The organism is Xanthomonas sp. D-109, from assembly GCF_017746095.1.
Taxonomy (GTDB): domain Bacteria; phylum Pseudomonadota; class Gammaproteobacteria; order Xanthomonadales; family Xanthomonadaceae; genus Xanthomonas_A; species Xanthomonas_A sacchari.
Genome location: NZ_JAGHWV010000001.1, coordinates 169172 through 193102, shown reverse-complemented (window position 1 = coordinate 193102; position 23931 = coordinate 169172). Strand labels below are relative to the sequence as shown.

At 70.8% G+C, this 23931-nt stretch carries 22 protein-coding genes; 12 read left to right on the top strand and 10 right to left on the bottom strand.

Annotated elements, in window-relative coordinates; genetic code table 11:
• Positions 1–97 precede the first annotated feature (97 nt).
• A complete protein-coding gene (locus tag J7357_RS00740) occupies positions 98–1135 on the bottom strand; it encodes a type IV pilus twitching motility protein PilT (protein ID WP_010344138.1) in 1038 nt (345 codons plus the stop codon).
• An 86-nt stretch (positions 1136–1221) separates the two neighbouring features.
• On the opposite strand from J7357_RS00740, the gene J7357_RS00735 reads away from it, so the two are divergent.
• The 4 genes from J7357_RS00735 (at position 1222) to J7357_RS00720 (ending at position 4701) form a co-directional block, all read left to right on the top strand.
• Positions 1222–1914: a YggS family pyridoxal phosphate-dependent enzyme gene (locus J7357_RS00735; protein WP_209244216.1), complete on the top strand. Its 693-nt coding sequence runs from the start codon at positions 1222–1224 to the stop codon at positions 1912–1914.
• Between the two features lie 317 nt (positions 1915–2231).
• A complete protein-coding gene (locus tag J7357_RS00730; protein ID WP_209244863.1) occupies positions 2232–3260 on the top strand; it encodes a hypothetical protein in 1029 nt (342 codons plus the stop codon).
• Between the two features lie 128 nt (positions 3261–3388).
• Positions 3389–4234: a pyrroline-5-carboxylate reductase gene (gene proC / locus J7357_RS00725; RefSeq protein ID WP_209244215.1), complete on the top strand. Its 846-nt coding sequence runs from the start codon at positions 3389–3391 to the stop codon at positions 4232–4234.
• Between the two features lie 14 nt (positions 4235–4248).
• Complete coding sequence (locus tag J7357_RS00720; protein WP_209244214.1) at positions 4249–4701, top strand: DUF4426 domain-containing protein; 453 nt, start codon at positions 4249–4251, stop codon at positions 4699–4701.
• A gap of 440 nt (positions 4702–5141) precedes the next feature.
• On the opposite strand, the gene soxR is transcribed toward J7357_RS00720, so the two are convergent.
• Complete coding sequence (gene soxR, locus J7357_RS00715; RefSeq protein ID WP_017909921.1) at positions 5142–5579, bottom strand: redox-sensitive transcriptional activator SoxR; 438 nt, start codon at positions 5577–5579, stop codon at positions 5142–5144.
• 101 nt (positions 5580–5680) lie between these two features.
• On the opposite strand from soxR, the gene J7357_RS00710 reads away from it, so the two are divergent.
• The gene (locus J7357_RS00710; RefSeq protein ID WP_209244213.1) at positions 5681–7066 is read left to right on the top strand and encodes an MFS transporter; all 1386 of its coding nucleotides are present in this window, start codon (positions 5681–5683) and stop codon (positions 7064–7066) included.
• Positions 7067–7232: 166 nt separating this feature from the next.
• Here the strand turns inward: J7357_RS00710 and J7357_RS00705 are convergent, their stop codons facing one another.
• Together J7357_RS00705 and pdxH are read right to left on the bottom strand one after the other, a co-directional pair.
• Complete coding sequence (locus J7357_RS00705) at positions 7233–8033, bottom strand: cobalamin-binding protein (protein ID WP_209244862.1); 801 nt, start codon at positions 8031–8033, stop codon at positions 7233–7235.
• 70 nt (positions 8034–8103) lie between these two features.
• A complete protein-coding gene (pdxH, locus tag J7357_RS00700) occupies positions 8104–8703 on the bottom strand; it encodes a pyridoxamine 5'-phosphate oxidase (RefSeq protein ID WP_160946412.1) in 600 nt (199 codons plus the stop codon).
• 133 nt (positions 8704–8836) lie between these two features.
• Here pdxH and J7357_RS00695 point away from each other — a divergent pair, with 133 nt between their 5' ends.
• Positions 8837–9379 carry a shikimate kinase gene (locus J7357_RS00695; protein ID WP_010344147.1) on the top strand — a complete coding sequence of 181 codons (543 nt, stop codon included), beginning with the start codon at positions 8837–8839 and terminating at the stop codon, positions 9377–9379.
• The gene (gene aroB, locus J7357_RS00690; protein ID WP_209244212.1) at positions 9376–10485 is read left to right on the top strand and encodes a 3-dehydroquinate synthase; all 1110 of its coding nucleotides are present in this window, start codon (positions 9376–9378) and stop codon (positions 10483–10485) included. Before J7357_RS00695 ends, aroB begins: the two co-directional genes overlap by 4 nt.
• A gap of 58 nt (positions 10486–10543) precedes the next feature.
• Here the strand turns inward: aroB and J7357_RS00685 are convergent, their stop codons facing one another.
• The gene (locus J7357_RS00685) at positions 10544–11362 is read right to left on the bottom strand and encodes an AraC family transcriptional regulator (protein WP_209244211.1); all 819 of its coding nucleotides are present in this window, start codon (positions 11360–11362) and stop codon (positions 10544–10546) included.
• Between the two features lie 111 nt (positions 11363–11473).
• Between J7357_RS00685 and J7357_RS00680 the strand changes: the two genes are divergently transcribed.
• Positions 11474–12499 carry an alpha/beta hydrolase gene (locus J7357_RS00680; protein ID WP_209244210.1) on the top strand — a complete coding sequence of 342 codons (1026 nt, stop codon included), beginning with the start codon at positions 11474–11476 and terminating at the stop codon, positions 12497–12499.
• 69 nt (positions 12500–12568) lie between these two features.
• Here J7357_RS00680 and J7357_RS00675 read toward each other — a convergent pair whose 3' ends face one another.
• The 5 genes from J7357_RS00675 to J7357_RS00655 all read right to left on the bottom strand — a co-directional run bounded on the left by J7357_RS00675 (position 12569) and on the right by J7357_RS00655 (position 19710).
• A complete protein-coding gene (locus J7357_RS00675) occupies positions 12569–14014 on the bottom strand; it encodes an efflux transporter outer membrane subunit (protein WP_244667169.1) in 1446 nt (481 codons plus the stop codon).
• Positions 14014–17214: an efflux RND transporter permease subunit gene (locus J7357_RS00670; RefSeq protein ID WP_209244208.1), complete on the bottom strand. Its 3201-nt coding sequence runs from the start codon at positions 17212–17214 to the stop codon at positions 14014–14016. Before J7357_RS00670 ends, J7357_RS00675 begins: the two co-directional genes overlap by 1 nt.
• Positions 17211–18386 carry an efflux RND transporter periplasmic adaptor subunit gene (locus tag J7357_RS00665; RefSeq protein WP_244667168.1) on the bottom strand — a complete coding sequence of 392 codons (1176 nt, stop codon included), beginning with the start codon at positions 18384–18386 and terminating at the stop codon, positions 17211–17213. The genes J7357_RS00670 and J7357_RS00665 overlap by 4 nt, the downstream gene beginning before the upstream one ends.
• A 380-nt stretch (positions 18387–18766) precedes the next feature.
• The gene (locus J7357_RS00660; protein ID WP_209244207.1) at positions 18767–19090 is read right to left on the bottom strand and encodes a cupin domain-containing protein; all 324 of its coding nucleotides are present in this window, start codon (positions 19088–19090) and stop codon (positions 18767–18769) included.
• On the bottom strand, positions 19087–19710 hold the full coding sequence (locus J7357_RS00655; protein ID WP_209244206.1) for a cysteine hydrolase family protein: 624 nt from the start codon (positions 19708–19710) through the stop codon (positions 19087–19089). Before J7357_RS00655 ends, J7357_RS00660 begins: the two co-directional genes overlap by 4 nt.
• Before the next feature lie 91 nt (positions 19711–19801).
• Here J7357_RS00655 and J7357_RS00650 point away from each other — a divergent pair, with 91 nt between their 5' ends.
• From J7357_RS00650 to mdtD, 4 genes are all read left to right on the top strand, one after another.
• On the top strand, positions 19802–20755 hold the full coding sequence (locus J7357_RS00650) for a helix-turn-helix domain-containing protein (RefSeq protein WP_209244205.1): 954 nt from the start codon (positions 19802–19804) through the stop codon (positions 20753–20755).
• Positions 20756–20818: 63 nt separating this feature from the next.
• A complete protein-coding gene (locus J7357_RS00645) occupies positions 20819–21073 on the top strand; it encodes a WGR domain-containing protein (RefSeq protein ID WP_010344159.1) in 255 nt (84 codons plus the stop codon).
• 9 nt (positions 21074–21082) lie between these two features.
• Entirely contained in the window at positions 21083–22150 is a 1068-nt protein-coding gene (gene hemE / locus J7357_RS00640; RefSeq protein ID WP_209244204.1) for a uroporphyrinogen decarboxylase, read from the top strand.
• A 306-nt stretch (positions 22151–22456) separates the two neighbouring features.
• On the top strand, positions 22457–23887 hold the full coding sequence (mdtD, locus tag J7357_RS00635) for a multidrug transporter subunit MdtD (RefSeq protein ID WP_209244203.1): 1431 nt from the start codon (positions 22457–22459) through the stop codon (positions 23885–23887).
• Positions 23888–23931 lie beyond the last annotated feature (44 nt).

The window sequence follows — 23931 nt, the reverse complement described above, 5'->3', positions numbered from 1 at the left end:
ATGGAGAATCGGGAATCGCAACAGCGGGCATCCGGAAGCGGGAAGGATGGGGCCGTTGCTCTTCCCATTCCCGATTCCCTATTCCCGATTCCCGGCCTCACTCGAACAACCGCTTGTCCTTGGCGTACTCGCGGGCCTGGTTGCGGGTGATCAGGCTGCGCTTGACCAGGTCCTGCAGGTGCTGGTCCAGGGTCTGCATGCCGTTCTGCTGGCCGGTCTGGATCGCCGAGTACATCTGCGCCACCTTGTCCTCGCGGATCAGGTTGCGGATGGCGGGGGTGCCGACCATGATTTCCCAGGCCGCGGTGCGGCCGCCGCCGACCTTCTTCAGCAGCGCCTGCGAGATCACCGCGCGCAGCGATTCGGACAGCATCGAGCGCACCATCGGCTTTTCGCCGGCAGGGAACACGTCGATGATGCGGTCGATGGTCTTGGCCGCCGAGCTGGTGTGCAGGGTGCCGAACACCAGGTGGCCGGTCTCCGCCGCGGTCAGCGCCAGGCGGATGGTTTCCAGGTCGCGCAACTCGCCGACCAGGATGATGTCCGGGTCTTCGCGCAGCGCCGAGCGCAGCGCCTCGTTGAAGCCGTGGGTGTCGCGGTGCACCTCGCGCTGGTTGATCAGGCACTTCTGCGAGGTGTGCACGAATTCGATCGGATCCTCGACGGTGAGGATGTGGCCGTATTCGTTCTTGTTGATGTAGTCGATCATGCCGGCGAGCGTGGTCGACTTGCCCGAGCCGGTCGGCCCGGTGACCAGGATCAGGCCCTGCGGCTGGTCGATCAGTTGGCGGAAGATCGGCGGGCAGCCCAGGTCTTCCAGGGTCAGCACTTCCGAGGGAATGGTGCGGAACACCGCGCCGGCGCCGCGGTTCTGGTTGAACGCGTTGACGCGGAAGCGCGCCAGGCTGGGAATCTCGAAGGAGAAGTCGACCTCGAGGAATTCCTCGTAGTCGCGGCGCTGCTTGTCCGACATGATGTCGTAGACAAGCGCGTGCACCTGCTTGTGGTCCAGCGCCGGAATGTTGATGCGGCGGACGTCGCCATCGACCCGGATCATCGGCGGCAGGCCCGCGGACAGGTGCAGGTCGGACGCCTTGTTCTTGACCGAGAACGCCAATAGTTCAGCGATATCCATACGCTGCTTTTCCCCTTGGGCTGCGACTGGAAGGATGATTCCCCGGTCGGCAGTATAGCGCCCTTCCCTTTGCCGGAACGCCGCCCGTGCCCCTCTCGCCGCTGCAACAGATCCGCCTGGACATGGACCGCGCCGCCGACGCCGCAGGGCGCCCGCACGCGCATTTGCTGGCGGTGTCCAAGACCCAGCCGGCCGAGGCCGTGGCGGCGCTGGCCGCACAGGGACAGCGCGCCTTCGGCGAGAACTACGTGCAGGAAGCGGCGGCCAAGATCGCCGCGCTGGCCGAGGCCGGACTGGAGTGGCATCTGATCGGCCACCTGCAGTCGAACAAGGCCGAACAGGCGGCGACGCTGTTCGACTGGGTGCAGACGGTGGACCGGCCGAAGCTGGTCGCCGCCCTGGCCAAGGGCCGTGCGGCTGCGCCCGCGCGCGCGCCGCTGAATGTGTTGATCCAGGTCAACATTGACGACGAGGCCAGCAAGCATGGCTGCCAGCCCAACGCCGTGGACACCCTGGCCGCGGCCATCGCCGCACAGCCGGCGCTGGCCCTGCGCGGGCTGATGGCCATTCCCGCACCGTGGCCGGAGACCGAGCGCCGCATCGATGCATTCGCGCGCATGCATGCGCTGTTCGTGCGGCTGCGCGCCGCCCATCCGCAGGTCGACACCTTGTCGATGGGCATGAGCGGCGACTTCGCCGACGCCATCGCCGCCGGCGCCACCATGGTGCGGGTCGGCACGGCCCTGTTCGGCGCACGCGGCCCGCGCGTTTCCGGCTGAACCGGCTGCTGCCGTGCCGCATTACCGCATCGCCCGTGACATCGTGATGATTTGTCTACGACACCTTCAAAAACGATTCACCAACATCGGAATTTTGTCGTAGCCGATCTTATTGAAAAACATAAGTTTTCAGGATGAATGAAAGGTTCGCGCCGACAGCGCTTCCTGGACCATGCGACACGGTTGCGAACCGTTAATTCAGTCACGTTTCAGACGCAGGCGCTTCGCTTCACATGGCGGCCGACCGCGGGTCCTCCGCAGTCCATCGCCGAATGCGCTCGGCTCGAACGAGGTCACAGATGCAAGCATCCACCCGATTGCTGTTCGCTTCCTGCTTCATCGGTCTGCTGCACGTCCCCGCGGCCATGGCCGCGCCGACGGCGACGCCGGCCTGGACCAACGAAGAAGCGATGATGTCGCCGGCGGAAGTCCAGGCGCGCACCGCCTGGCGCGAAACCATGGCGCATCAACCGACGCCGGCGGAAGGCTGCTTCCATGCCAGCTACCCCGACACGCAGTGGCAAACGGACGTCTGCAAGACCCTGACCCGCCACCTGCATCCGGTGCCGCACAAGATCCGCTTCGGCGCCACCGAAACCACCGGCAACGGCTACGACTACGCGCTGCGCTCCAGCACCCTGATCAGCAAGGCCGTGGGCAGCTTTCCGCAGGTCACCGGCGTGACGTCGGAGCAAGGCGTCGGCGTGGCGGCCTTCGGCGGTGGCGGCATCCTCGGCCCGAACGAGTACTCGCTGCAGATCAACTCCAATTACAACGCCACCACCAGCGTCTGCGGCGGCCGCTCCGGCTGCACCGTGTGGCAGCAGTTCGTCTACGCCACCGACTACGAGACCCAGGGCCAGGCCGCGGTGTTCATGCAGTACTGGCTGATCGGCTACGGCAGCAGCTGCCCGAGCGGCTGGATGAGCGGCGGCGGCTCGGACTGCTACCGCAACAGCAACGCGGTCAGCGCGCCGGACGTGCCGGCCACGCAGCTGGCCAACCTCAAGCTGACCGGTTCGGCCACCGCCAACGGCAACGACACCATCACCTTCACCAACAACGGCACCGCCTACAGCGTCAGCGCCAAGGACAGCGTGGTCAAGCTGGCCACGGTGTGGAAGGACGCCGAGTTCAACGTGGTCGGCAACGCCGGCGGTTCCAGCGCCAACTTCAACTCCGGCTCGTCGATCACGGTGAAGGTGGCCGCCACCAACGGCTCCACCGCCGCCCCGACCTGTGCGGCCAACGCCGGCAGCACCGGCGAGACCAACAACCTCAACCTGGGCAGCTGCTCGACGGCCGGCGGCAGCACGCCGTCGATCACCTTCACCGAGTCCAACTGAGTCCGTCGCGCCGGTCCGCATGGCGGCCGGCGCGTTTTTCCGCAGCGTGATCCGGGCCGCGCCGCACCGCAGCAACGCGGCGCAGCGCAGCCGCTACCATGGCGCTCCCTCTTCGCGACGGTGCGCACATGGCTTCCGCTTCCCCCGATTCCCACGCGGCCGATATCGCCTTCATCGGCGGCGGCAACATGGCGCGCAGCCTGATCGCCGGGCTGGTCCGGCAAGGCACCGATCCGCACCGCATCCGCGTGGCCGAGCCGGTGGCGGCGCTGCGCGAGGCGCTGGTCGCCGACTACGGCGTCCACGCGGTCGCCTCCGCGGCCGAGGCCGCCGACGGCGCGGCGCTGTGGATGTTCGCGGTCAAGCCGCAGGTGCTGCGCGGGGTCTGCAGCGAACTGGCCACGCTGGCGCAGGCGCAGCGGCCGCTGCTGGTATCCATCGCCGCCGGCATCACCACCGCGCAACTGGACCGCTGGCTCGGCGGCGGCCACGCCCTGGTCCGCGCGATGCCCAACACCCCTGCCCTGCTCGGCGCCGGCGTCACCGGCCTGTTCGCCAGCGCCGGCGTCGATGCCGGCCAGCGCGCCCACGCCGAGCGCGTGCTGGCCGCGGCCGGCGTCACCGTGTGGGTCGCGGACGAAGCGCTGATCGATGCGGTCACCGCGGTCTCCGGCAGCGGGCCTGCCTACGTGTTCCTGCTCGCCGAGGCGATGGAAGCGGCCGGCATCGCCCAGGGCCTGCCCGCCGACACCGCGCGCACCCTGACCCTGCAGACCGTGCTCGGCGCGGCGCGCATGCTCACCGAGTCCGGCGAGGCGCCGAGCGAACTGCGCCGCCGCGTGACCTCGCCCAACGGCACCACCCAGGCCGCGATCGAGACCTTCCAGCACGGCGGCTTCGAGACGCTGACCGCGGCCGCGATTGCCGCGGCGGCCGCGCGCGGCCGCGCCCTGTCCGCCGCCAACGACGACTGATCCGGAGAACGCCGATGCGTGTCCTGCCCGCTGCGCTGCTGTGCCTGGCCCTGGCCGCCTGCTCGGACCAGGACACCCCACGTCCGGCGACACTGCTCGCCGCCACCCCAGCGCAGGCGGATTTCGGCGCGCTGCGCGTGCACTACAACGCCTTGCCCACATTGGCGATGAGCGACGACGTGGCGCGCCGCTACGGCATCGCCCGCGAAGCCGACACCGCCCTGGTGATGATCGCGCTGCGCACCCTGCACGGCGGCGAGGAAGCGCCGGCGTTGGGCACGGTGGAGGCGGTGGCGACCGACCTCAGCGGCCAGCGCCAGCCGGTGGCGCTGCGCGCGGTCCGCACCGACGCCTACACCGACTACGTCGGCACCGTCCGCAGCAGCGCCCACGACCAGTTGCGCTTCGTGGTGCAGGTGCGCAGCGCCGACGGCAGCGGCACGGTGCGCTTCACCCGTAATTTCTAGCCGGCGCCCACGCTGCGCAGGCAACACAAGCCGCCGTAGGAGCGACAGAACGACCAACGCACAACGAGCGCTGTCCATTGTGGGAGGGACTTCAGTCCCGACGCGGTAGCGGTGGACATCGCGGCATTGCCGCTTGTGTGCGATCAGATGATGCGCCGCACGCGGCATGCAGTCGGGACTGAAGTCCCTCCCACAGCGTCTCGATCGCACATCATGGCGCCGTCGGGTGTCGTAAGCGCAGGTCTGGTCCCCTGCTTGGGATCAGCCGCGACTGGCATTACCGGGAACACCCGATCGCGGCTGAAGCCGCGCCTGCGGAAAGATCGACAGACCGACCGACGTACAGCGAGCGCGGTCAGTTGTGGGAGGGACTTCAGTCCCGACGCGGCAGCGGTGGACGTGGCGGCATTGCACGCGGCTGCTGCGCGCGGACGCAGCGCTTACTCCTCCGTCCAGCGCTGCGGGCCGTCGCCGTGCGCGGCCAGGGTATCGGCCGGGTTGCTCAGCCGGCAGCGGCGCAGCGACAGGCAGCCGCAGCCGATGCAGTCGGTGAGTTGGTGGCGCAGGCGGGTCAACTGCAGGATGCGTGCGTCCAGTTCCTCGCGCCACACCGCCGACATCCGTGCCCACTCGGCACGGGTCGGGGTGCGCGCGTCGGGCAACTGCGCGAAGGCGGCCTTGACGCTGTCCAGCGGCACGCCGACGCGTTGCGCCACGCGGATCACCGCCAGCCGGCGCAGCACGTCGCGGGTGTAGCGGCGCTGGTTACCGGCGGTGCGCATGCTGCGGATCAGCCCCTTGCTCTCGTAGAAATGCAGCGCCGACACGGCCACGCCGCTGCGCGCGGCAACCTGCCCCACGCTCAGTTCTTCCTGCATCGCTTGACCTCGAGTCCGGTTGAGGTTGCATGCTGCATGGCCTGCAGGCGCCCACGCAAGTCGCCACCGGCAGCCATCCAACCGCTTTTCCAGGTATCCCGATGCAAGACCACGCCACCGCCGCCGCTGCCCCACCCGCCCCTGTCGCTGCCGGCTCCGTGCTGGCGCCGGCCTATCGCGCCACCACCATCGGCATGGTCGCGCTGGTCTCGCTGATCGCTTTCGAGGCGCTGGCGGTGGCCGCGGCGATGCCGACCGTGGCGCGCGAACTGGACGGCCTGCGGCTGTACGCGCTGGCCTTCGGCGGCACCCTGGCCACCAGCGTGATCGGCATGACCGTGGCCGGGCGCTGGAGCGACCTGCACGGGCCGGCGGCGCCGCTGTGGGCCGGGCTGGCCTGCTTCGTGTTCGGCCTGCTGCTGGCCGGCTTCGCTCCGTCGATGACGCTGCTGCTGGCCGGTCGATTGGTGCAGGGCCTGGGCGCCGGCGCGATCTCGGTGGTGCTGTACGTGCTGGTCGCGCGGTTGTATCCGCAGGCGATCCGCCCGCGCATGTTCGCTGCGTTCTCCGCCGGCTGGGTGGTGCCGTCGCTGATCGGCCCCAGCATCAGCGGGCTGATCGTCGAACACGTCGGCTGGCGCTGGGTGTTCCTGGCGGTGCCGCTGCTGGCACTGCCGGCGGCGGCGCTGCTGTGGCCGGCATTGCGGCGCCTGCCGCCCGCCGCCAGCACCGACGGTGCCAGCGGCGCGTCGCGGCTGTGGTCGTTGGGCGCGGCGGCCGGCGTCTGCCTGCTGTACCTGGGCGGCCAGCAACGCGGGCTGTGGGCGGCACTGCTGTTGCCATCGGCATTGGCGCTGCTGGTGCTGTGCGCCTGGCGGCTGCTGCCTGCGGGCACGCTACGCGCCGCGCGCGGCCTGCCCAGCGTGATCGCGCTGCGTGGCGTCGCCGGGTCGGCGTTCTTCGGCTGCGAGGCGTTCCTGCCGCTGCTGCTGTCGCGCGAACGCGGGCTGTCGCCGGTGTGGGCGGGCGTGGCGCTGAGCGCTGGCGCGCTGGGCTGGTTCGCCGGCTCCTGGTACCAGGGCCACTACGGCCGCGACGCCACCCGCCTGCGGCGGCTGCGGCTGGGCTGCACGCTGATGGCGCTGGGCATCGCGACCACCACGCTGGCACTGCTGCCGGCGGTGCCCGCCGCGCTGGCGATCGGCGGCTGGACCGCCACCGGCCTCGGCATGGGCCTGATCTATCCGACCCTGGCGGTGCTGACCCTGACCCTGTCGCCGCCGGCGCGACAGGGCCGCAACAGTTCGGCGCTGCAGTTGAGCGAGGCGATCGCGGTGGCCACCACGCTGGCGGTCGGCGGTTCGCTGTTCGCCGCGCTGCTGGCGTACTCGGCCAATGCGGCTTACCTGTCGACCTTCGCCGTCGCCGCGCTCATGGCCCTGCTCGGCCTGGGCATCGCCGGCCGTACCCAGCCGGCGTCTGGCTAGAGGCATCATCGCGCCCGGTCGCTGCCGCGTCGTCGTGACGGGCGCATCGCAAGAGGATGCGAAACGGCCAAGAGGATGCGAAGCGGCCGTTCGTCCGCGACACACGATGCCGCGGCCACGGACGCATCGCGACCGCTTCGACTGCGGCTTGGCAGGCAGGCCCGCCCTAGCGCGCGCCAACGCCCCTGGCCCAGGCCTGGATGATGTCGGCGATGGCGCGCACGCCGTCGGTGAGCGCGGCCGGCCCCGGCTGCAGGATCAGCGGCGACTTGATCTCGAACAGTTGCCCGTCGCGCACCGCTGGAATCGCCGCCCAGCCCGGCCGCGCGGCGACGCGCTCGGGGCGGAAGCGCTTGCCGCACCAGGAGCCGAGGATGATGTCCGGCGCGCGCCGCACCACCTCGTCGCCGTTGGCAAGGATCCGCGCCTTGGCCAGCGGCTGCACCGACAGTTCCGGGAACACGTCCTCGCCGCCGGCGATGCCGACCAATTCGGCCACCCAGCGGATGCCGGTGATGATGGGCTCGTCCCATTCCTCCAGGTACACGCGCGGCCGCCGCGGCAGGGTGGCGGCCTGCGCGGCGATGGCGTCGAGGCCGCGTTGCAGGTCGTCGGCGTAGGCATCGGCGCGCGGCCCGGCGCCGACCAACGCACCGAGCCGGCGCACGTAGTCGAGAATGCCGTCGACGCTACGGTGGTTGGCGATCCACACCTCCACGCCATGCCGTACCAGTTCGGCGGCGATGTCGGCCTGGATGTCGGAGAAGCCGATCACCAGGTCCGGCTGCAGCTTGAGGATCTCGCCGATCTTGGCGCTGGTGAAGGCGCTGACCTTGGGCTTGTCGCGGCGCGCCTGCGGCGGGCGCACGGTGAAGCCGCTGATGCCGACGATGCGCTGCTGCTCGCCGAGCGCGTACAGCGTCTCGGTCGGCTCTTCGGTGAGGCAGACGATGCGCTGCGGGCCCATGCTCACCGCGCCTCGTGCGGGCACGGGTCGACCGCGGCGGCGGCGCCGCGGCAGGCCGGGCCGGTCCCCCTCACGGAAACAGCATCCGCTTGCTCCAGTGACCGGCGGCGTCGGCTTCGTAGCGCCAGCGCTCGTGCAGGCGGTACTTGGCGCCGTACCAGAACTCGACACTGCGCGGCACCACGCGGAACCCGCCCCAGCCGTCCGGGCGCGGCACTTCGCGGCCCTCGAAGGTGGCCTCGGCCTTGGCCACGCGTTCCTCGAACTCCTCGCGCGAGGCCAGCGTGCGCGACTGCGCCGAGGCCCAGGCGCCGATCTGGCTCATGCGCGGGCGCGAGGCGAAATAGGCGTCGGCCTCGGCCGCGGCGACCAGTTGCACCTCGCCATCGATGCGTACCTGCACCCCGTCCTCGCGCATGCGCCGCCACAGGAACAGCAGCGAGGCCTGCGGATTGGCCTGCAGCTCACGGCCCTTCTGGCTGTCCAGGTGGGTGTAGAACACGAAACCGCGCGCGTCGTAGGCCTTCAGCAGCACCACCCGCGACGAGGGGCGCGCCTCCAGCGTGGCCGAGGACACGACCATGGCGTTGTATTCGGCCTCGTCGCTGGTGCGCGCCTCGGCGAACAGGTCGGCGAACGTGGACAGGGCTTCGGCGTAGAGATCGGGCATGGCGACAGGCACTCGGCGGACGATGCGCCATTGTCGCGCCATGCACCGCGCGACGCACGCTTCGCCGCGCAAGGCCCCGCGCACGCGCCTGCGCAGCGCGCGGGGCGGCACCGGTGTCTGCTAGCATCGGCGGATGAATCCCGCCCCCAACCTGGTGCTGGTCGGCCCGATGGGCGCCGGCAAGAGCGTCATCGGTCGCCGCCTGGCCGAGCGCTTCGGCCTGGTCTTCGTCGACAGCGACCAGACCATCGTCGAGCGCACCGGCGCCAGCATCGCCTCGCTGTTCGAGCACGCCGGCGAAGCCGGTTTCCGCGAACACGAGCGCGCGGTGCTGGAAAGCATCCTGAGCACGCCCGGCCACCTGATCTCCACCGGCGGCGGCGCCGTGCTCAACGCCGACAGCCGCCGCGAGATGCGCGAGCACGGCTTCGTGGTGTACCTGCGGGTGGGCGTGGCCGCGCAACTGCAGCGCCTGCACCGCGACCGCAGCCGCCCGCTGCTGCAGCGTGGCGACCGCGAGCAGGTGCTGCGCGACCTGCACGCGGTGCGCGAACCGCTGTACCGCGAGGTCGCCGACCTGATCCTGGACACCGACCACCTCACCCCGGCCGAGGCCACCGCGCAACTGGTCGTGCGCCTGGCCGCGTCGTGGAAACTTCCGGAACCCACTGCATGACCGCAACATCGCGCACGGTCGAGGTCGCTGGCGACCCGGCCTACACCATCCGCATCGGCCCCGGCCTGCTCGACGACGGCACCGCCCTCGCCGCGCAGGTGCGCGGCCGCCACGTGCTGCTGCTCAGCGACAGTCAGGTGGCGCCGCTGTACGCCGCGCAGGTCCGCAGCGCGCTGCTGGCGACACGCCCGGAATTGCAGATCGGCGCGTTCGTGATTCCCGCCGGCGAGGCCTCCAAGACCCTGGACAACTTCGCCGCGGCGATCGCCGCGCTGGCCGCACTCGGCGCCACCCGCGACGCCTGCGTGCTGGCCCTGGGCGGCGGCGTGGTCGGCGACCTGGCCGGGTTCGCCGCCGCCTGCTGGATGCGCGGCGTGGACTGCGTGCAACTGCCGACCACGCTGCTGGCGATGGTCGACTCCTCGGTCGGCGGCAAGACCGCGGTGGACATCCCGCAGGGCAAGAACCTGGTCGGCGCCTTCCATCCGCCGCGCGCGGTGCTGGCCGACACCGCCACGCTGCGCAGCCTGCCGCCGCGCGAACTGCGCGCCGGGCTGGCCGAGGTGATCAAGTACGGCGCCATCCGCGACCCGCTGTTCTTCGAATGGCTGCATGCCGAACGCCGCGCGCTGCTGGCCGGCGAGCCGGCGGCGCTGGCGCAGGCGATCGCGCGCAGCTGCGAGCACAAGGCCGAGATCGTCGCCCGCGATCCGCTGGAAAAAGGCGAGCGCGCCCTGCTCAATCTCGGCCACACCTTCGGCCACGCCATCGAGACCGAACAGGGCTACGGCGCCCCGGACAACGCCAACCTCAACCACGGCGAAGCGGTGGCGGTGGGCATGGTGCTGGCCGCGGAACTGTCGGTCCGGCTGGGCATGGCCAGCGCGCAGGACACGGAGAAACTGCGCGCGCTGCTGCAGGACTTCGGCCTGCCCACCGCGCTGCCGGCCGGGCTGGCGCCGGAGGCGCTGCTGGCGCGTATGCGCCTGGACAAGAAGAACCTGGCCGGGCGTCTGCGGCTGGTGCTGTGGCGCGGCATCGGCCACGCCGAGATCGTGCCCGACGTGGACGATGCCGAAGTGCTGGCGGTGCTGGCCGCCGGCTGAGCGAGCAGGCCGCCGGGCGCGTGTCCGCGCGCGCCCGGCTACCCGCGACTGCCCCCGCTCAGCGTGCCTGCCGCCACGCGCGCGGGGTCTGCCCGACCTGCGCCTTGAACACACGCGACACCGCGGCCTCGCTGCCGTAACCCACCTCGTCGGCAAGCTGCTTCAGCGGCCGTCCCTCGCGCAGGCCGCGCTGTACCAGGGCGATGCGCCAGTCCTGCAGGTACTGGCCCGGCGTGCAGCCGAGGGTTTCGCGAAAACTGCGCGCGAACGCGCTGCGCGACATGCCGGCACGCGCGGCCAGGCTCTCCAGCGTCCACGGCTGCGCCGGGGCGTCGTGGATACCGGTCAGCGCCAGCCGCAGCCGCGCATCGGCCATCCCGGCGAGCATGCCGCCGTCGGTGAGCCCCTGCTCCATCAGTTCGCGGATCACGTGCACCAGCACCACCTCGAACAAGCGATTCAACACCGCCTGGCGCCCGCAATGCTGCGCGAACGCTTCCTCGAACAGCAGGTGCAGCAGCGTCTCACCCTGGCGCAGCGCGTCCAGCGGCAGGCAGATGGAGGCCGGCAAGGCGCGCACCAGCGGATTGGCCGCGCCGCCGCCGAAGCGCAGGTGCGCGCAGGCGAAATCCGCGCCGCGGTGCGCATCGGTCTCGAAATGATGCGGAAGTGGCTGCGGATACAGCAGCAGGCTGGGCCGGTCGATCCGCAGCACGCTGCCATCGCCGTTGTGCACGACCACGTGGCCCTGGCGCAGCAGGTGCAGTTGCCCGCGGTCGCCGTCGTCGAGCCGGTGCAGCCCGCACAGCGTGCCAGCGTGGAAGACCTCGGCGCTGACCGAGAAGTGGGTCAGCAAGGCGGCCAGGCGGTCGGCCATTTTGGACTCCGGGCAAAGTTTTATGGACGATTCGCCACCTATCGTATCGTCTTGGCGCGCAAAGTCACTCCTGTCGCCGGCACACCGCCCGGCATGCCACAGGAAACCGCCATGAAGACCCTGCTTCCCTTGCTCGCCACCTCGCTGCTGGCCGGTGCGATCGGCACCGCCACCGCCGCGACGCCGGCCGACCAGCCCGCGCCGCTGCGCCCGGTCGCGACGTTCCTCGATGCGCTCAACGGCAGCGGCGGCAAGCCGATCGAGCAGCTCACGCCGGCGCAGGCACGGCAGGTGCTGCGCGATGCCCAGGCCAATACGCCGTTGCCGCCGGCCGAGGTCAGCCGCACCACCATCCAGGCCGACGGCAAGCCGCTGAACCTGGTGATCGTGCGGCCGCCGCACACGGCCGGCCAGGTGTTGCCGGCCTTCATGTTCTTCCACGGCGGCGGCTGGGTGCTGGGCGACTTCCCGACCCACGAACGCCTGATCCGCGACCTGGTCAACGCGTCAGGCGCGGTGGCCGTCTATGTGGACTACACGCCGTCGCCGGAAGCGCAGTATCCGGTCGCCATCCACCAGGCCTACGCCGCCACCCGCTGGGTCGCCGAGCACGGCGCGCAGATCGGCGTGGACGGCAAGCGCCTGGCGCTGGCGGGCAACAGCGTCGGCGGCAACATGGTGGCGGCCGTGGCGCTGCAGGCCAAGGCCGCGGGGACGCCGGCGCTGCGCTACGACCTGATGCTGTGGCCGGTGACCGACGCCCGCTTCGACGATGGCTCGTACCAGCAGTTCCAGAGCGGCTACTTCCTCACCCGCAACATGATGACCTGGTTCTGGGACAACTACACCACCGACCCCAAGGCCCGCGCCGAGATCACCGCCTCGCCGCTGCGCGCCACCCCGGCGCAACTGGCCGGCCTGCCGCCGACGCTGATCCAGACCGCCGAACTGGACGTGCTGCGCGACGAGGGCGAAGCCTTCGGCCGCAAGCTGGACCAGGCCGGCGTGACGGTCACGGTGACCCGCTACAACGGGCTGATCCACGATTTCGGCCTGCTCAATGCCCTGCGCGACGTGCCCGCGGTGCGAACCGCGATCCAGCAGGCGGGCGACGGCCTGCGCGAGCACCTGAAGTAAGCGCACGTTGGGCGGCACGCCCTGCAGCGCTCCCGGCTGCAGCGTGCTGCCCACCCTCGCCGAGCGCACTCAGGGCTGGGCCACCTCCAGCGACGCATCCCCGCCCAAGGTGCGGTACAGCGTCACCCGATTGGTGGCCGCGGTCAGTTCCACCGCAACCAGACTGCGCTGCGCGGCGTAGTAGCTGCGCTGCGCATCCAGGTTGGACAGCGCGCTTTCCACGCCCTCGCGGTAGCGCTGTGCGCTGGCGTCGTAGGTGTTGGCGGCATCGGCGAGGAGCGCGCGCTGCGCCTGCAACTGCGCATCGATGGTGCCGCGCCGGGCCAGGGCATCGGCCACTTCACTGAAGGCGGTCTGCACGGTCTTTTCGTAGCCGGCTACCGCGGCATCGCGCTGCGCCTCGGTGTAGCGCACATTGGCGCGCGCCGCGCCGCCATCGAACACGGTGTAGGCGACGCCGGCGCCCACCGATGCGGTGCGCGCGTCGTGGGTGAACAGCTGCGACAGCGCGGTGCTGGTCAGGCCCAGCAGGCCGCTCAGGCTGATGCTGGGAAACAACGCCGCGCGCGCCGCACCGATCTGGGCATTGACCGCGCGCAATTCATACTCGGCCTGCACCACGTCGGGCCGACGCAGCAGCACGCTGGTGTCCAGGCCGGCCGGCGGGTTGCCGATGCTGGCCGCGACCTCCTCGATCGAACCCGGCAACAGCGCCGGATCGACCGGAGCGCCCACCAGCAACTGCAGCGCATTGGCGTCCTGCGCCAGCGCCGTGGTCTGCGCGGCCAGGTCGGCCTGCGCGGCATGCAGCACCTGGTTGGCCTGGTCCAGGTCCGAGTGCGGCACGATGCCGCCATCCACCCGCTGCGCGGTCAGCGCCACGCTGGCGCCGGCGCTGCGTTCGGTGTCCTGCGCGAGCGTCAGTAGGCTGCGGTCGCTGGCGTAGTTCAGCCAGGTTGTGGCGATGTCGCCGACCAGGGTCAGGCGCGTGGCCCGGGCCGCGGCTTCCTGTTCCAGGTAGCGCTGCTGCGCGGCCGTGCTCAGCGCGTGCAGACGGCCGAACAGATCCAGTTCGAACGCGGTGACGCCCACGCCCAGGTCGTAGTTGCTGGCATAACCGGCAGCCGGCGCGGCCGCTGCGTTGCCGCCCTGCGTGGCGTCGTTGGCCGGCGCCGCGCCCTTGCCGCGATAGGAGCGCGTGTAGGTCGCGCTGGTCCCCACCTCCGGCAGCAGGGCCGCGCGTTGGATCCGGTACTGCGCCCGCGCCTGGGCGATGTCGGCAAGCGCGATCCGCAGGTCACGGTTGTGGTCCAGCGCCTGCGCGACGAGCGCCTGCAGCCGCGGGTCGGCGAACACCTGCCGGTAGCTCAGCGACGGCAGCGTGGCCTCGTGCTGCGCCAGGTAGGCATCGCCCACCGGCCACGACGGTGGGATCGGTGCGGCGGGACGCACGTAGGCCGGCGTCAGGCTGCACGCCGACAGCAGGCACGCGGCGCCAAGTGCGAGCGCGCGCATCAGGCCGGCTCCGGCCGCGTCGGCGCCGACGGCGGGGCGGCGCCGTTGCGACGTGCGCGGCGGCGCGCCAGCCACTCGGCCATCGCGATGTGGAAGGCCGGCGTCAGGTACAGGGTCAACGCCTGCGAGAACAGCAGGCCGCCGACCACCGCGATGCCGAGCGGGCGCCGCGCCTCGGCGCCGGCGCCGAAACCCAGCGCGATCGGCAACGACCCCAGCACCGCTGCCAGGGTGGTCATCATGATCGGGCGGAAGCGCACCGTGGCCGCTTCCAGCATCGCCGCACGCGGCTGCTGCCAGCGTTCCTCGCCCGAGCGCTCCAGGTCCAATGCGTAGTCCACCATCATGATGCCGTTCTTCTTGACCAGCCCGACCAGCAGGATCAGGCCGACGAAGCTGAAGAGATTGAGCTCCTGGCGGAACAGCACCAGCATGAGGATGGCGCCGAACCCGGCCAGCGGCAGCGAGGTCAGGATGGTGATCGGGTGCAGCGCGTTCTCGTACAGGATCGCCAGCACGCCATAGATCAGCAGCACGGTGATCAGCAGCAGCATCGGCAGCGTCTTCATCGAATTCTCGAAGGCCTGCGCCGAGCCGGCGAACTGGCCGCTGATGGCGCGGGCGTCGTCCTTGCCCAGGGTCTGCGCCATCAGGTTGCCGATGCCGGCGGCGGCCTCGCCCAGCGACACGCCCGGCGCCAGGTTCATCGACAGGGTCACCGCCGGCAGGCCGGCGTAATGGTTGATCGCCACCGGCCCCACGCCCATGCGCACGTCGGCCACCGCGCGCAGCGGCACCATCGGGCCGCCGGCCGCGGTCAGCACCGCGCTGGTGCCGGAGCTGCTGTTGGAGGTCTGCGTGCCGATCGCGGTGATGCCTGGGTTCTGGTTGCCGTTGAACGACAGCGCATCCAGGCCGTTGAGGTCGGCCTGCGCCGCGGGATCGACCTGCAGCAGCACTTCGTACTGATCGGTGTCGCCGTAGATGGTGCTGATCTTGCGGCCGCCGTAGGCGCTGGCCAGGGTGTCCTGCAGGCCGGCGGCGGTGACGCCCAGCGCGGCGGCCTGCTCGCGGTGCAGCACCACCTCGATCTCCGGGTTCTTGAGTTGCAGGTCGCTCTGCGGATCCTGCACGTCGCGCAGTTGCCGCAGGCGCTGCAGGATGGTGTCGGACTGGGCGTACAGCGCCTTCTGGTCGGTGGACTGCAGCACGTACTGCAGCGATCCGTTCGAGGCGGTCGGCCCCATGTCGATCGCCGGCGGATTGCGCATGTTGAGGGTGATGCCCTGGATCGCGGCGACCTGCTTGCGCACGTCCTGGATCACCTCCTCGGCGCTGCCGCTGCGCTCGGACAGCGGCTTGAGCCCGATCAGCAGGCGCCCGCTGTTGCTGAGCGAATTGTCCGAACCGATCACCGATTCGACGTTGGCCACGTTGGGATTGCGCTGGATGATCTTCACCACCGCCGCCTGCTTGGCGACGAAGTCGGCGAAGGCGGTGCCCTCGGGCACGCGGGTGTCGCCGTCGATCTTTCCCGAATCCACCTGCGGGATGAAGCCCTTCTCGACCACGGCGTAGACGCCGGCGGTGCCGACCAGGGTGGCCACGCCGATGACGCACATCAGGCCGATGCGCTCGGTCGCCCAGGCCAGCGAGCGCGCGTAGCCGCGTTCGCTGGCATCGACCAGCCGGTCGAAGCGCTCGAACACCCAGCCCGTGCTCTTCTTCGGGTCCAGCCAGCGGCTGGCGAGCATCGGGGTGAGGGTCAGCGAGACGATGCCGGACAGGATCACCGCGATCGCGATCACCATGCCGAACTCGGAGAACAACCGCCCCACCAGTCCGCCCATGAACACGATCGGCAGGAACACCGCCGACAGCGACACCGTCATCGACAGCACGGTGAAGCCGATCTCGCGCGAGGCGGCGATGGCCGCATCCATCCGGCTGGCGCCCTGCTCGGCGTGGCGGACGATGTTCTCGATGACCACGATGGCGTCGTCGACGACGAAGCCGACCGACAGGGTCAGCGCCAGCATCGAGATGTTGTCCAGGCTGAAGTGCAGCAGGCGCATCACCGCAAAGGTGCCGATCAGCGAGGTCGGCAGCACCAGCGCCACGATCAGGGTCGCCATCCAGCTGCGCAGGAACAGCAGAATCACCACGATCACCAGCACCAGCGAGCCGAACAGGGTCCACTCCACGTCCTCCACCGAGGCGCCGATGTAGTCGCCGCGGTCGTAGAGCACGTCGAGCTGGGCGTCGCCGGGCAACTGCGCACGGATCCCCGGCAGCGCCGCCTGGATGCCCTGGGTCACCGACAGCGTGTTGGCGCCCGGCTGGCGGTGGATGTTGATCTCGATCGCGCGCTGGCCGTTGAGCGAGGCGGCGGTCTGCAGGTTCTCGACGCTGTCCTCGGCATGGCCGACGTCGCGCAGGCGCACCGGCGCACCGTCCGCATAGCTCAGCACCATGGCGTCGAAATCGGCCGCGCGCTTGAGCTGCCCGTCGGCGCGCACGGTGTAGGACCGCGCGCGCCCCATCAGCGTGCCGGCCGGCGCGTTGCTGTTGCCCGCCTGCACCGCCGAGACCACCTGGTCGAAGCCCAGGTGGCGGGCGGCGAGCAGGTGCGGATTGACGAACAGGCGCACCGCGTACTTCTGCGCGCCGTTGACGTCGATCTGGCCGGCGCCCGGCACCGAGGCCAGGCGCAGCGCCACGCGGTCCTTGGCGAACTGGTTGAGCAGCGGCAGCGCGATGGTTTTGGAACGCAGGATCAGGTGCATGATCGGCGCGGCGCTGGGATCCTCCTTCTGGATCTGCGCCGGATTGATCTCGCGCGGCAGCAGGCCGGCCGCCTGCGACACCGCGTTCTGCACGTCCTGCGCGGCGGCATCGACATTGCGGCTCAACGCGAACTGCAACACGATGCGGGTGCTGCCGACGCTACTGGTCGAGCTCATCGTGTCCAGCCCGGGCAGGCCGCTGAACTGGCGCTCCAGCGGCGTCGCCACGGCCGCGGCCATGGTCTCGGGATTGGCGCCGGGCAGCGACATGTTGACAGTGATGGTCGGGAAGCTGACGTCGGGCAGCTCGCTCACCGGCAGCGCGAAGTAGGCCATGCCGCCGGCCAGCACCAGCCCGATCATCAGCACCGAGGTCATCACCGCGCGGCGGATGAACAGCGCCGACAGGTTCACGCATGCCGTCCCGTCGCCGCCGCGTTCGGCGTGGCGTGCGGGTTGCCGGATTGCACCGCGCTGCCGTCGCGCAGTTCGTTGGGCACAGTGAGGATGACGCGGTCGCCCGCGCGCAGGCCCTTGGCGATCACCGCCTGCCCGTCGACCATCCGCGCCACGCTGAGCGGCCGCGCCGCAGCGTGGCCATCGACCACGCAGTACACGTACGGCCCCTGCTGTCCCTGCTGCAGGGCGCTCTCGGGCACCGACAGCGCCTGCGGGTCCTCCGCCAGGATCACCCGCACGGTGACGAACTGCCCTGGCCACAGCGTGGCGCCGGCGTTGGCGAAGCGTGCGCGCAACTCCAACGTACCGCTGCTGGTGTCGAAGGCGTTGTCGAGAAACGCCACCTCGCCGCGATCGAGCAGCGTGCCGCTCACCGCATCCAGCGCCAGCACCGGCAGCCCCAGGCCCTGATGCCCCAGCGGCGCGGCGCGCACGGCATCGACCTGCACATGCGCCAGCGCGAAACGCACCTCGATCGGGGTGCTGACGTTGAGCGTGACCAGCGCGGTGCTGGAACCGCTGGACACCAGGTTGCCCGGCTTGACCGCGATGGCGCCGGCGCGGCCGTCGATGGGCGCGCGGACCTGGGTGTAGGCCAGCGACAGCCGCGTCTGCTCGACCTGGGCCTGGTCGGCGGCGACGGTGCCGCGCAGCGAGCGTAGCGTGTCGGCGGCGGTGGTGTAGGTCTTGGGATCGACCGCGCCGGTCCTGGACAGCTTGGCGTAGCGCGCCTCGGTATCGGCCGCATCCGCCGCCAGCGCCTGGTCGCGGGCCAGGGTGGCGCGCGCCTGCGCCAACGCCGCGCGCAGCGGCCGCGGATCGATGGTGAACAGCAATTGCCCGGCGTGGACCTGTTCGCCGTCATGGATCAGCACCGACTGCAGCACCCCGTCGGCCTGCGCGCGCACCTCCACGGTCTGCGGCGACAGCAGGGTGCCGGAGGTCTCGATGATGTCCGGCACCCGGTGCGGGGCGACGATCAGGGTCTGCACGCGCAAGGGTTCGGGCGCCGGCGCAGGTTGCTGGCGATGTGCGCGCCAGACCCACACGCCGAGGATCAGCAGGCTGACTGCGACGAGGCCTGCCAGCAGCGCCACCCGGCCCACACCGCGCGCAGCGTGTGGCATCGCGTATCCCGTCGCACGCAGGCGTGCTGCGCGCGGCGCCGCACTGTCTTCGTGGATGGCAGCGTGGCGCGCGGCGTGATCGCGTTCCGCGCCGACGTTTGGGTGCTGCCCAGGGAACCGCCCATCGCTCTGGCTTCGCATGCAGGCCGCGTCCGCACTCGTGGTGATTGGCGATGCCGTGACACCAGGATCTCTGTGCGCACGCAGCGGCATAGCCTGTCCCAATGACGCCAGATCGACAGTGATGGCTCCGTGATAGAACGCACATGCTTAGATGCGGTTTGTGTCGCGCCGTGCACACGTCATCGACAGACCCATGTCTCCGCCCACCGCGTGGGCGAGGACCGTGGCGCAGGCCGGCCAGGGGTGTGCCCGAACGCTCACGGACTGCCGTCGCGCTCCACCACCAGTACCCGCGCCGGGCCCTGCGGGTGCGCCACGTGCTCGGTGCCCTCCGGCGCATGGAACACGTCGCCGGCCTGCAGCAGCGCCACCTGCTCGGTGCCGTGCACGCGCCAGCGCATCCGCACCTGCCCGTCCAGCACCACGAATACTTCCGCCCCATCGTTGACGTGCCAAACGTACGGTTGGTCGGTCCAATGGATGCGCACGCCGATCCCGTCCAGCAGCGCCACCGGCAGCGCCTCCCAGGCGCGGGTGCCGGTGAAGTCGCGCGCACGCAGCACCCGCGGCACGCCGCTCATGCCAGGCCCCGCGCGCGGCGGTTGGACTGCAGCACGTTGTCGCACGGCAGCGGCTGCCCTGCCTGCACTGCCGCGATCCACTGCGCGGTGTCGGCGACCGCGGCGAAGTTGCTGTGGAACACCACCCCGAACACCCGGTGGATCTCCTCGGCGCTGGCCTGGCCGGCGGCGTTGGTGTACTGCAGCGCGCCGCTGGCGTCGCCCAGCACTTCCACCGCCAGCCCGCGATGGAAGGCCTCGTACACGGTGGAGGCATTGCAGTTGTGGGTCATGTAGCCGGCCACGGTCAGCGTGTCGATCGCGTGCTGCTGCAGCCAGTCGGCCAGGTCGGTGTCGGCGAACACGCTGGGCCAGGTCTTGCGCAGCAGGCGCGCATGCGGCCGCGCGGCGACCTGCGGGTGCAACGCCCAACCGGCGCTGCCGTCGGCGAACACTGGCGCCTGCGCCGGCGCGGTGTGCTGCACCACCAGCACCGGCACGCCGTGCGCCTGTGCGGCATCCATCGCCTGCAGGATGTTGGGCAACGACTGCGCCACGGGCGGATGGGCGATGGGCAGCGCGCCCTCGAAGTAGTCGTTCTGGACATCGATGACCAGCAGGGCGCGGCGGGGAGAGGACATGCGGTGGCTCCGGGGCGAAGGAGCGGCCAGTGTGGCCGCCGCACCCGCACCGACGAGTGGCCCGAAACACCATTTTCGCTAGAATCGGGCCATGTCGCCGCATCGCATCGCCGTGGTCGCCTTCGACCGCATCAGCCCCTTTCACCTGGCGGTGCCCTGCCAGGTGTTCGAAGCGCGGCCCGACCCCGGTCTGCCGGCCTTCGAGCTGCGCGTGTGCGCCGCCGACCCGGGTCCGCTGCGCACCGACGCCGGCTTCGCCATCCAGGTGCAGCACGGCCTGGAGGCGCTCGAGGGTGCCGACACGGTGATCGTGCCGTCCTGGCGCGATGCCGCCGAGCCGGCACCGGCGGCGCTGTGCCAGGCGCTGCGCCGCGCCCACGCCGCCGGCGCGCAGGTGGTCGGGCTGTGCCTGGGCACCTTCGTGCTGGCCGATGCCGGCCTGCTCGACGGCCGCCCCGCCACCACCCACTGGGCGGCGCTGGCGCGCTTCGCGCAGCGCCATCCGCAGGTGCGGCTGCAGCCGGACGTGCTGTACGTGGACGACGGCGACGTGCTGACCTCGGCCGGCACCGTGGCCGGCATCGATTGCTGCCTGCACCTGGTGCGGCGCCGCCACGGCGCCGACGTCGCCAACCGCATCGCCCGGCGCCTGGTGGTGGCGCCGCATCGCCAGGGCGGGCAGGCGCAATACATCGAACAGCCGCTGCCGGCCAGCCGCCGCGACGCCCAGTTGGGCCCGACCCTGGACTGGATGCTGCAGCGCCTGGACCAGCCGCAACGGCTGGATGCGCTGGCCGCGCACGCGCGGATGAGCCGGCGCAGCTTCACCCGGCAGTTCCGCCAGGTGACCGGGACCACCGTGGTGCAGTGGCTGGCGCACCAGCGGCTGGTGCGCGCCCAGCAGTTGCTGGAGCGCACCGACCTGCCGCTGGAGCGCATCGCCGCCGACTGCGGCTTCGGCAGCGCCGGCGCGCTGCGCCTGCATTTCACGCGCGACCTGGGGTTGCCGCCGTCGGCCTACCGGCGCGGCTTCCGTGCCGGCTGAGCGGCCGCTGCGTTCCGCCGATCGGGCCACGTCGCCTGCACCGGCACCCGCTACAATCGGCGCATGCGCGTCTTCCTCCAGCAACGCCCCGACGGCAACGAGCCGCCACGCTACCTGCAGCTGACCCTGCAGCCGGACCTGCTCGGCGGCTGGGAACTGTTGCGCGAAAGCGGCCAGATCGGCGGCCGCGCACAGCTGCGGCGCGAACTCTACCTGCAGCAGGAAGACGCCAACGCCGCCTTCGAGAAAGCCCGCGACGCCCAGCTCAAGCGCGGCTTCCAGGTCATGTTCACTCGTGGCGCCGACGCGCCGCGCTAAGGAATCCCCATGCTCAAGAACGACCGCCTGCTGCGCGCGCTGCGCCGCGAGCCCGTGGACCAGACCCCCGTGTGGCTGATGCGCCAGGCCGGGCGCTACCTTCCCGAGTACCGCGCCACCCGCGCCCGCGCCGGCAGCTTCCTGGCCATGGCCAAGACCCCGGAACTGGCCTGCGAGGTGACCCTGCAGCCGCTGGCGCGGTTCCCGCTGGACGCGGCGATCCTGTTCTCGGACATCCTCACCATTCCCGATGCGATGGGCCTGGAGCTGTACTTCGTCGAAGGCGAAGGCCCCAAGTTCCGCCACCCCGTGCGCGACGCCGCGGCGATCGCCAGGCTCGGCGTGCCGGACATGGAGACCGAGCTGCGCTACGTGATGGACGCGGTGCGGGTGATCCGCCGCGAACTGGATGGCAGCGTGCCGCTGATCGGCTTCTCCGGCAGCCCCTGGACCCTGGCCTGCTACATGGTCGAGGGCGGCGGCAGCGACAACTACGCGCGGATCAAGGCGCTGGCGCTGAACGACCCCGCGGCGCTGCACGCACTGCTGTCGGTCAACACCGACGCGGTGATCGCCTACCTGGCGGCCCAGCGCGCGGCCGGCGCGCAGGCGCTGCAGGTGTTCGACACCTGGGGTGGCGTGCTGAGCCCGGCGATGTACCGCGAGTTCTCCCTGCCCTACCTGCAGCGCATCGCCCGCGAACTGGCGCGCGGCGACGGCGCCGAACGCACCCCGCTGATCCTGTTCGGCAAGGGCAACGCACCCTACCTGGAAGAGCTGGCCGGCTCCGGCGCCGAAGGCGTGGGCGTGGACTGGACCATCGACCTGGCCGACGCCGCGCGCCGCACCGGCGGCCGCGTCGCCCTGCAGGGCAACCTGGACCCGGCGATGCTGTACGGCGCGCCGGAGGCGATCGACCACGAAGTGCAGCGCGTGCTGCGCAGCTATGCCGACGGCAACGGCGGTTCGCTGGACGGCCATGTGTTCAACCTCGGCCATGGGCTGTCGCCGGACATGCAGCCCGAACATGTCGGCGCGCTGGTGGAGGCGGTGCAGCGGCATAGCCGGCGTGGTTGAACGCCGGGATTCGGGATTCGGGATTCGGGATTGCAGTCTCGCGCACGGTCGGCGATCTGACTGTGCGCTCGATCTCTTGCGCTTTTGCGTAGGAGCGGCTTCAGCCGCGACAGGACGTTTTGGGAATGCCCGTCGCGGCTGAAGCCGCTCCTACGTGGGTGCCTGCAAGGCGTCGTCCACCCCTGCGTCGACAGCGCTGATCGCTGAGCGCGCGCTGCATCGTCAACGCGTCACGCGCGCGACTGCACGGCACGGCGACGCGATCTGCGCGATCCTAGTGTTCCCCCCGCGTCACCCTGCGTGCCGATGTCCGCGCCCTCCTCCGATCCGATCGCCGTTCCCAACGCGCGCAGCTTCCGTCCGCTGCTGTGGCTGGTCTCGCTGGCCATCTTCATGCAGATGCTCGATGCCACCATCGTCAACACCGCGTTGCCGGCGATGGCGCGCAGCCTGGGCGAGAGCCCGCTGCAGATGCAGTCGGTGGTCTTCAGCTACGCGCTGGCGGTGGCGATGTTCATCCCCGCCTCCGGCTGGATCGCCGACCGCTACGGCACGCGCCGCACCTTCCTGACCGCGATCGTGCTGTTCACCCTCGGCTCGCTGCTGTGCGCGGCGGCGCCGCGGCTGCCGTACCTGGTGGCCGCGCGGGTGCTGCAGGGCATCGGCGGCGCGATGCTGCTGCCGGTGGGCCGGCTGGCAGTGATGCGCTCGGTGTCGCGCGCGCAGTTCCTCAGCGCGATGAGCTTCATCGCCATCCCCGCGCTAATCGGGCCGCTGGTCGGACCGACCCTGGGCGGCTGGCTGGTGCAGGTGGCGTCCTGGCACTGGGTGTTCCTGATCAACCTGCCGATCGGCGCGATCGGCTTCGCCGCCGCGCTGAAGATCATGCCGGACTTCTACGGCGAGCAGCGCACCCGCTTCGACCTGGTCGGCTACGCGATGCTGGCCTTCGGCATGGTCGCACTGTCGCTGGCGCTGGACGGCATCTCCGAGCTGGGCCTGCGCCACGCCTTCGTGATGCTGCTGGCGATCGCCGGGCTGGCGGCGCTGATCGGCTACTGGCTGCACGCGGCCAACGCGGCGGCGCCGCTGTTCCCGCTGCATCTGTTCAAGGTCACCAGCTTCCGCATCGGCATCCTCGGCAACCTGTTCTCGCGGGTGGGCAGCGGCAGCATGCCGTTCCTGATCCCGCTGCTGCTGCAGGTGGGCCTGGGCATGAGTCCGATGAACGCCGGGCTGATGATGATCCCGGTGGCGCTGGCCGGCATGGCCTCCAAGCGCGCGGCGGTGAAACTGGTGGAGCGCTTCGGCTACCGCCGCGTGCTGATGACCAACACCGTGCTGGTCGGCACGGCGATGGCCAGCTTCCTGCTGTTCGACGCCGGCCAGCCGCTGGGCTGGCGGCTGCTGCAGCTGGCGCTGTTCGGCGCGGTCAACTCGCTGCAGTTCACCGTCATGAACACGGTGACCCTGCGCGACCTGGACCGCGACCAGGCCAGTGCGGGCAACAGCCTGCTGTCGATGGTGATGATGCTGGCCACCGGCTTCGGCGCTGCGGCCGCCGGCAGCCTGCTGGCCGCGTTCAACACTCATCTCGGCGACACCCACGGCGCCACCGCGGCGCTGCATGCGACCTTCGTCTGCGTCGGCGCGATCACCCTGACCTCGACGCTGATCTTCTGGCAGTTGCCGGATACGCGGCCGCTGCCGAAGCAGGTGGAGGAAGTGGCGGAGTAGCCGAAAAGCAGGGATTGGGGAGTCGGGATTGGGGAGTCGTAGGA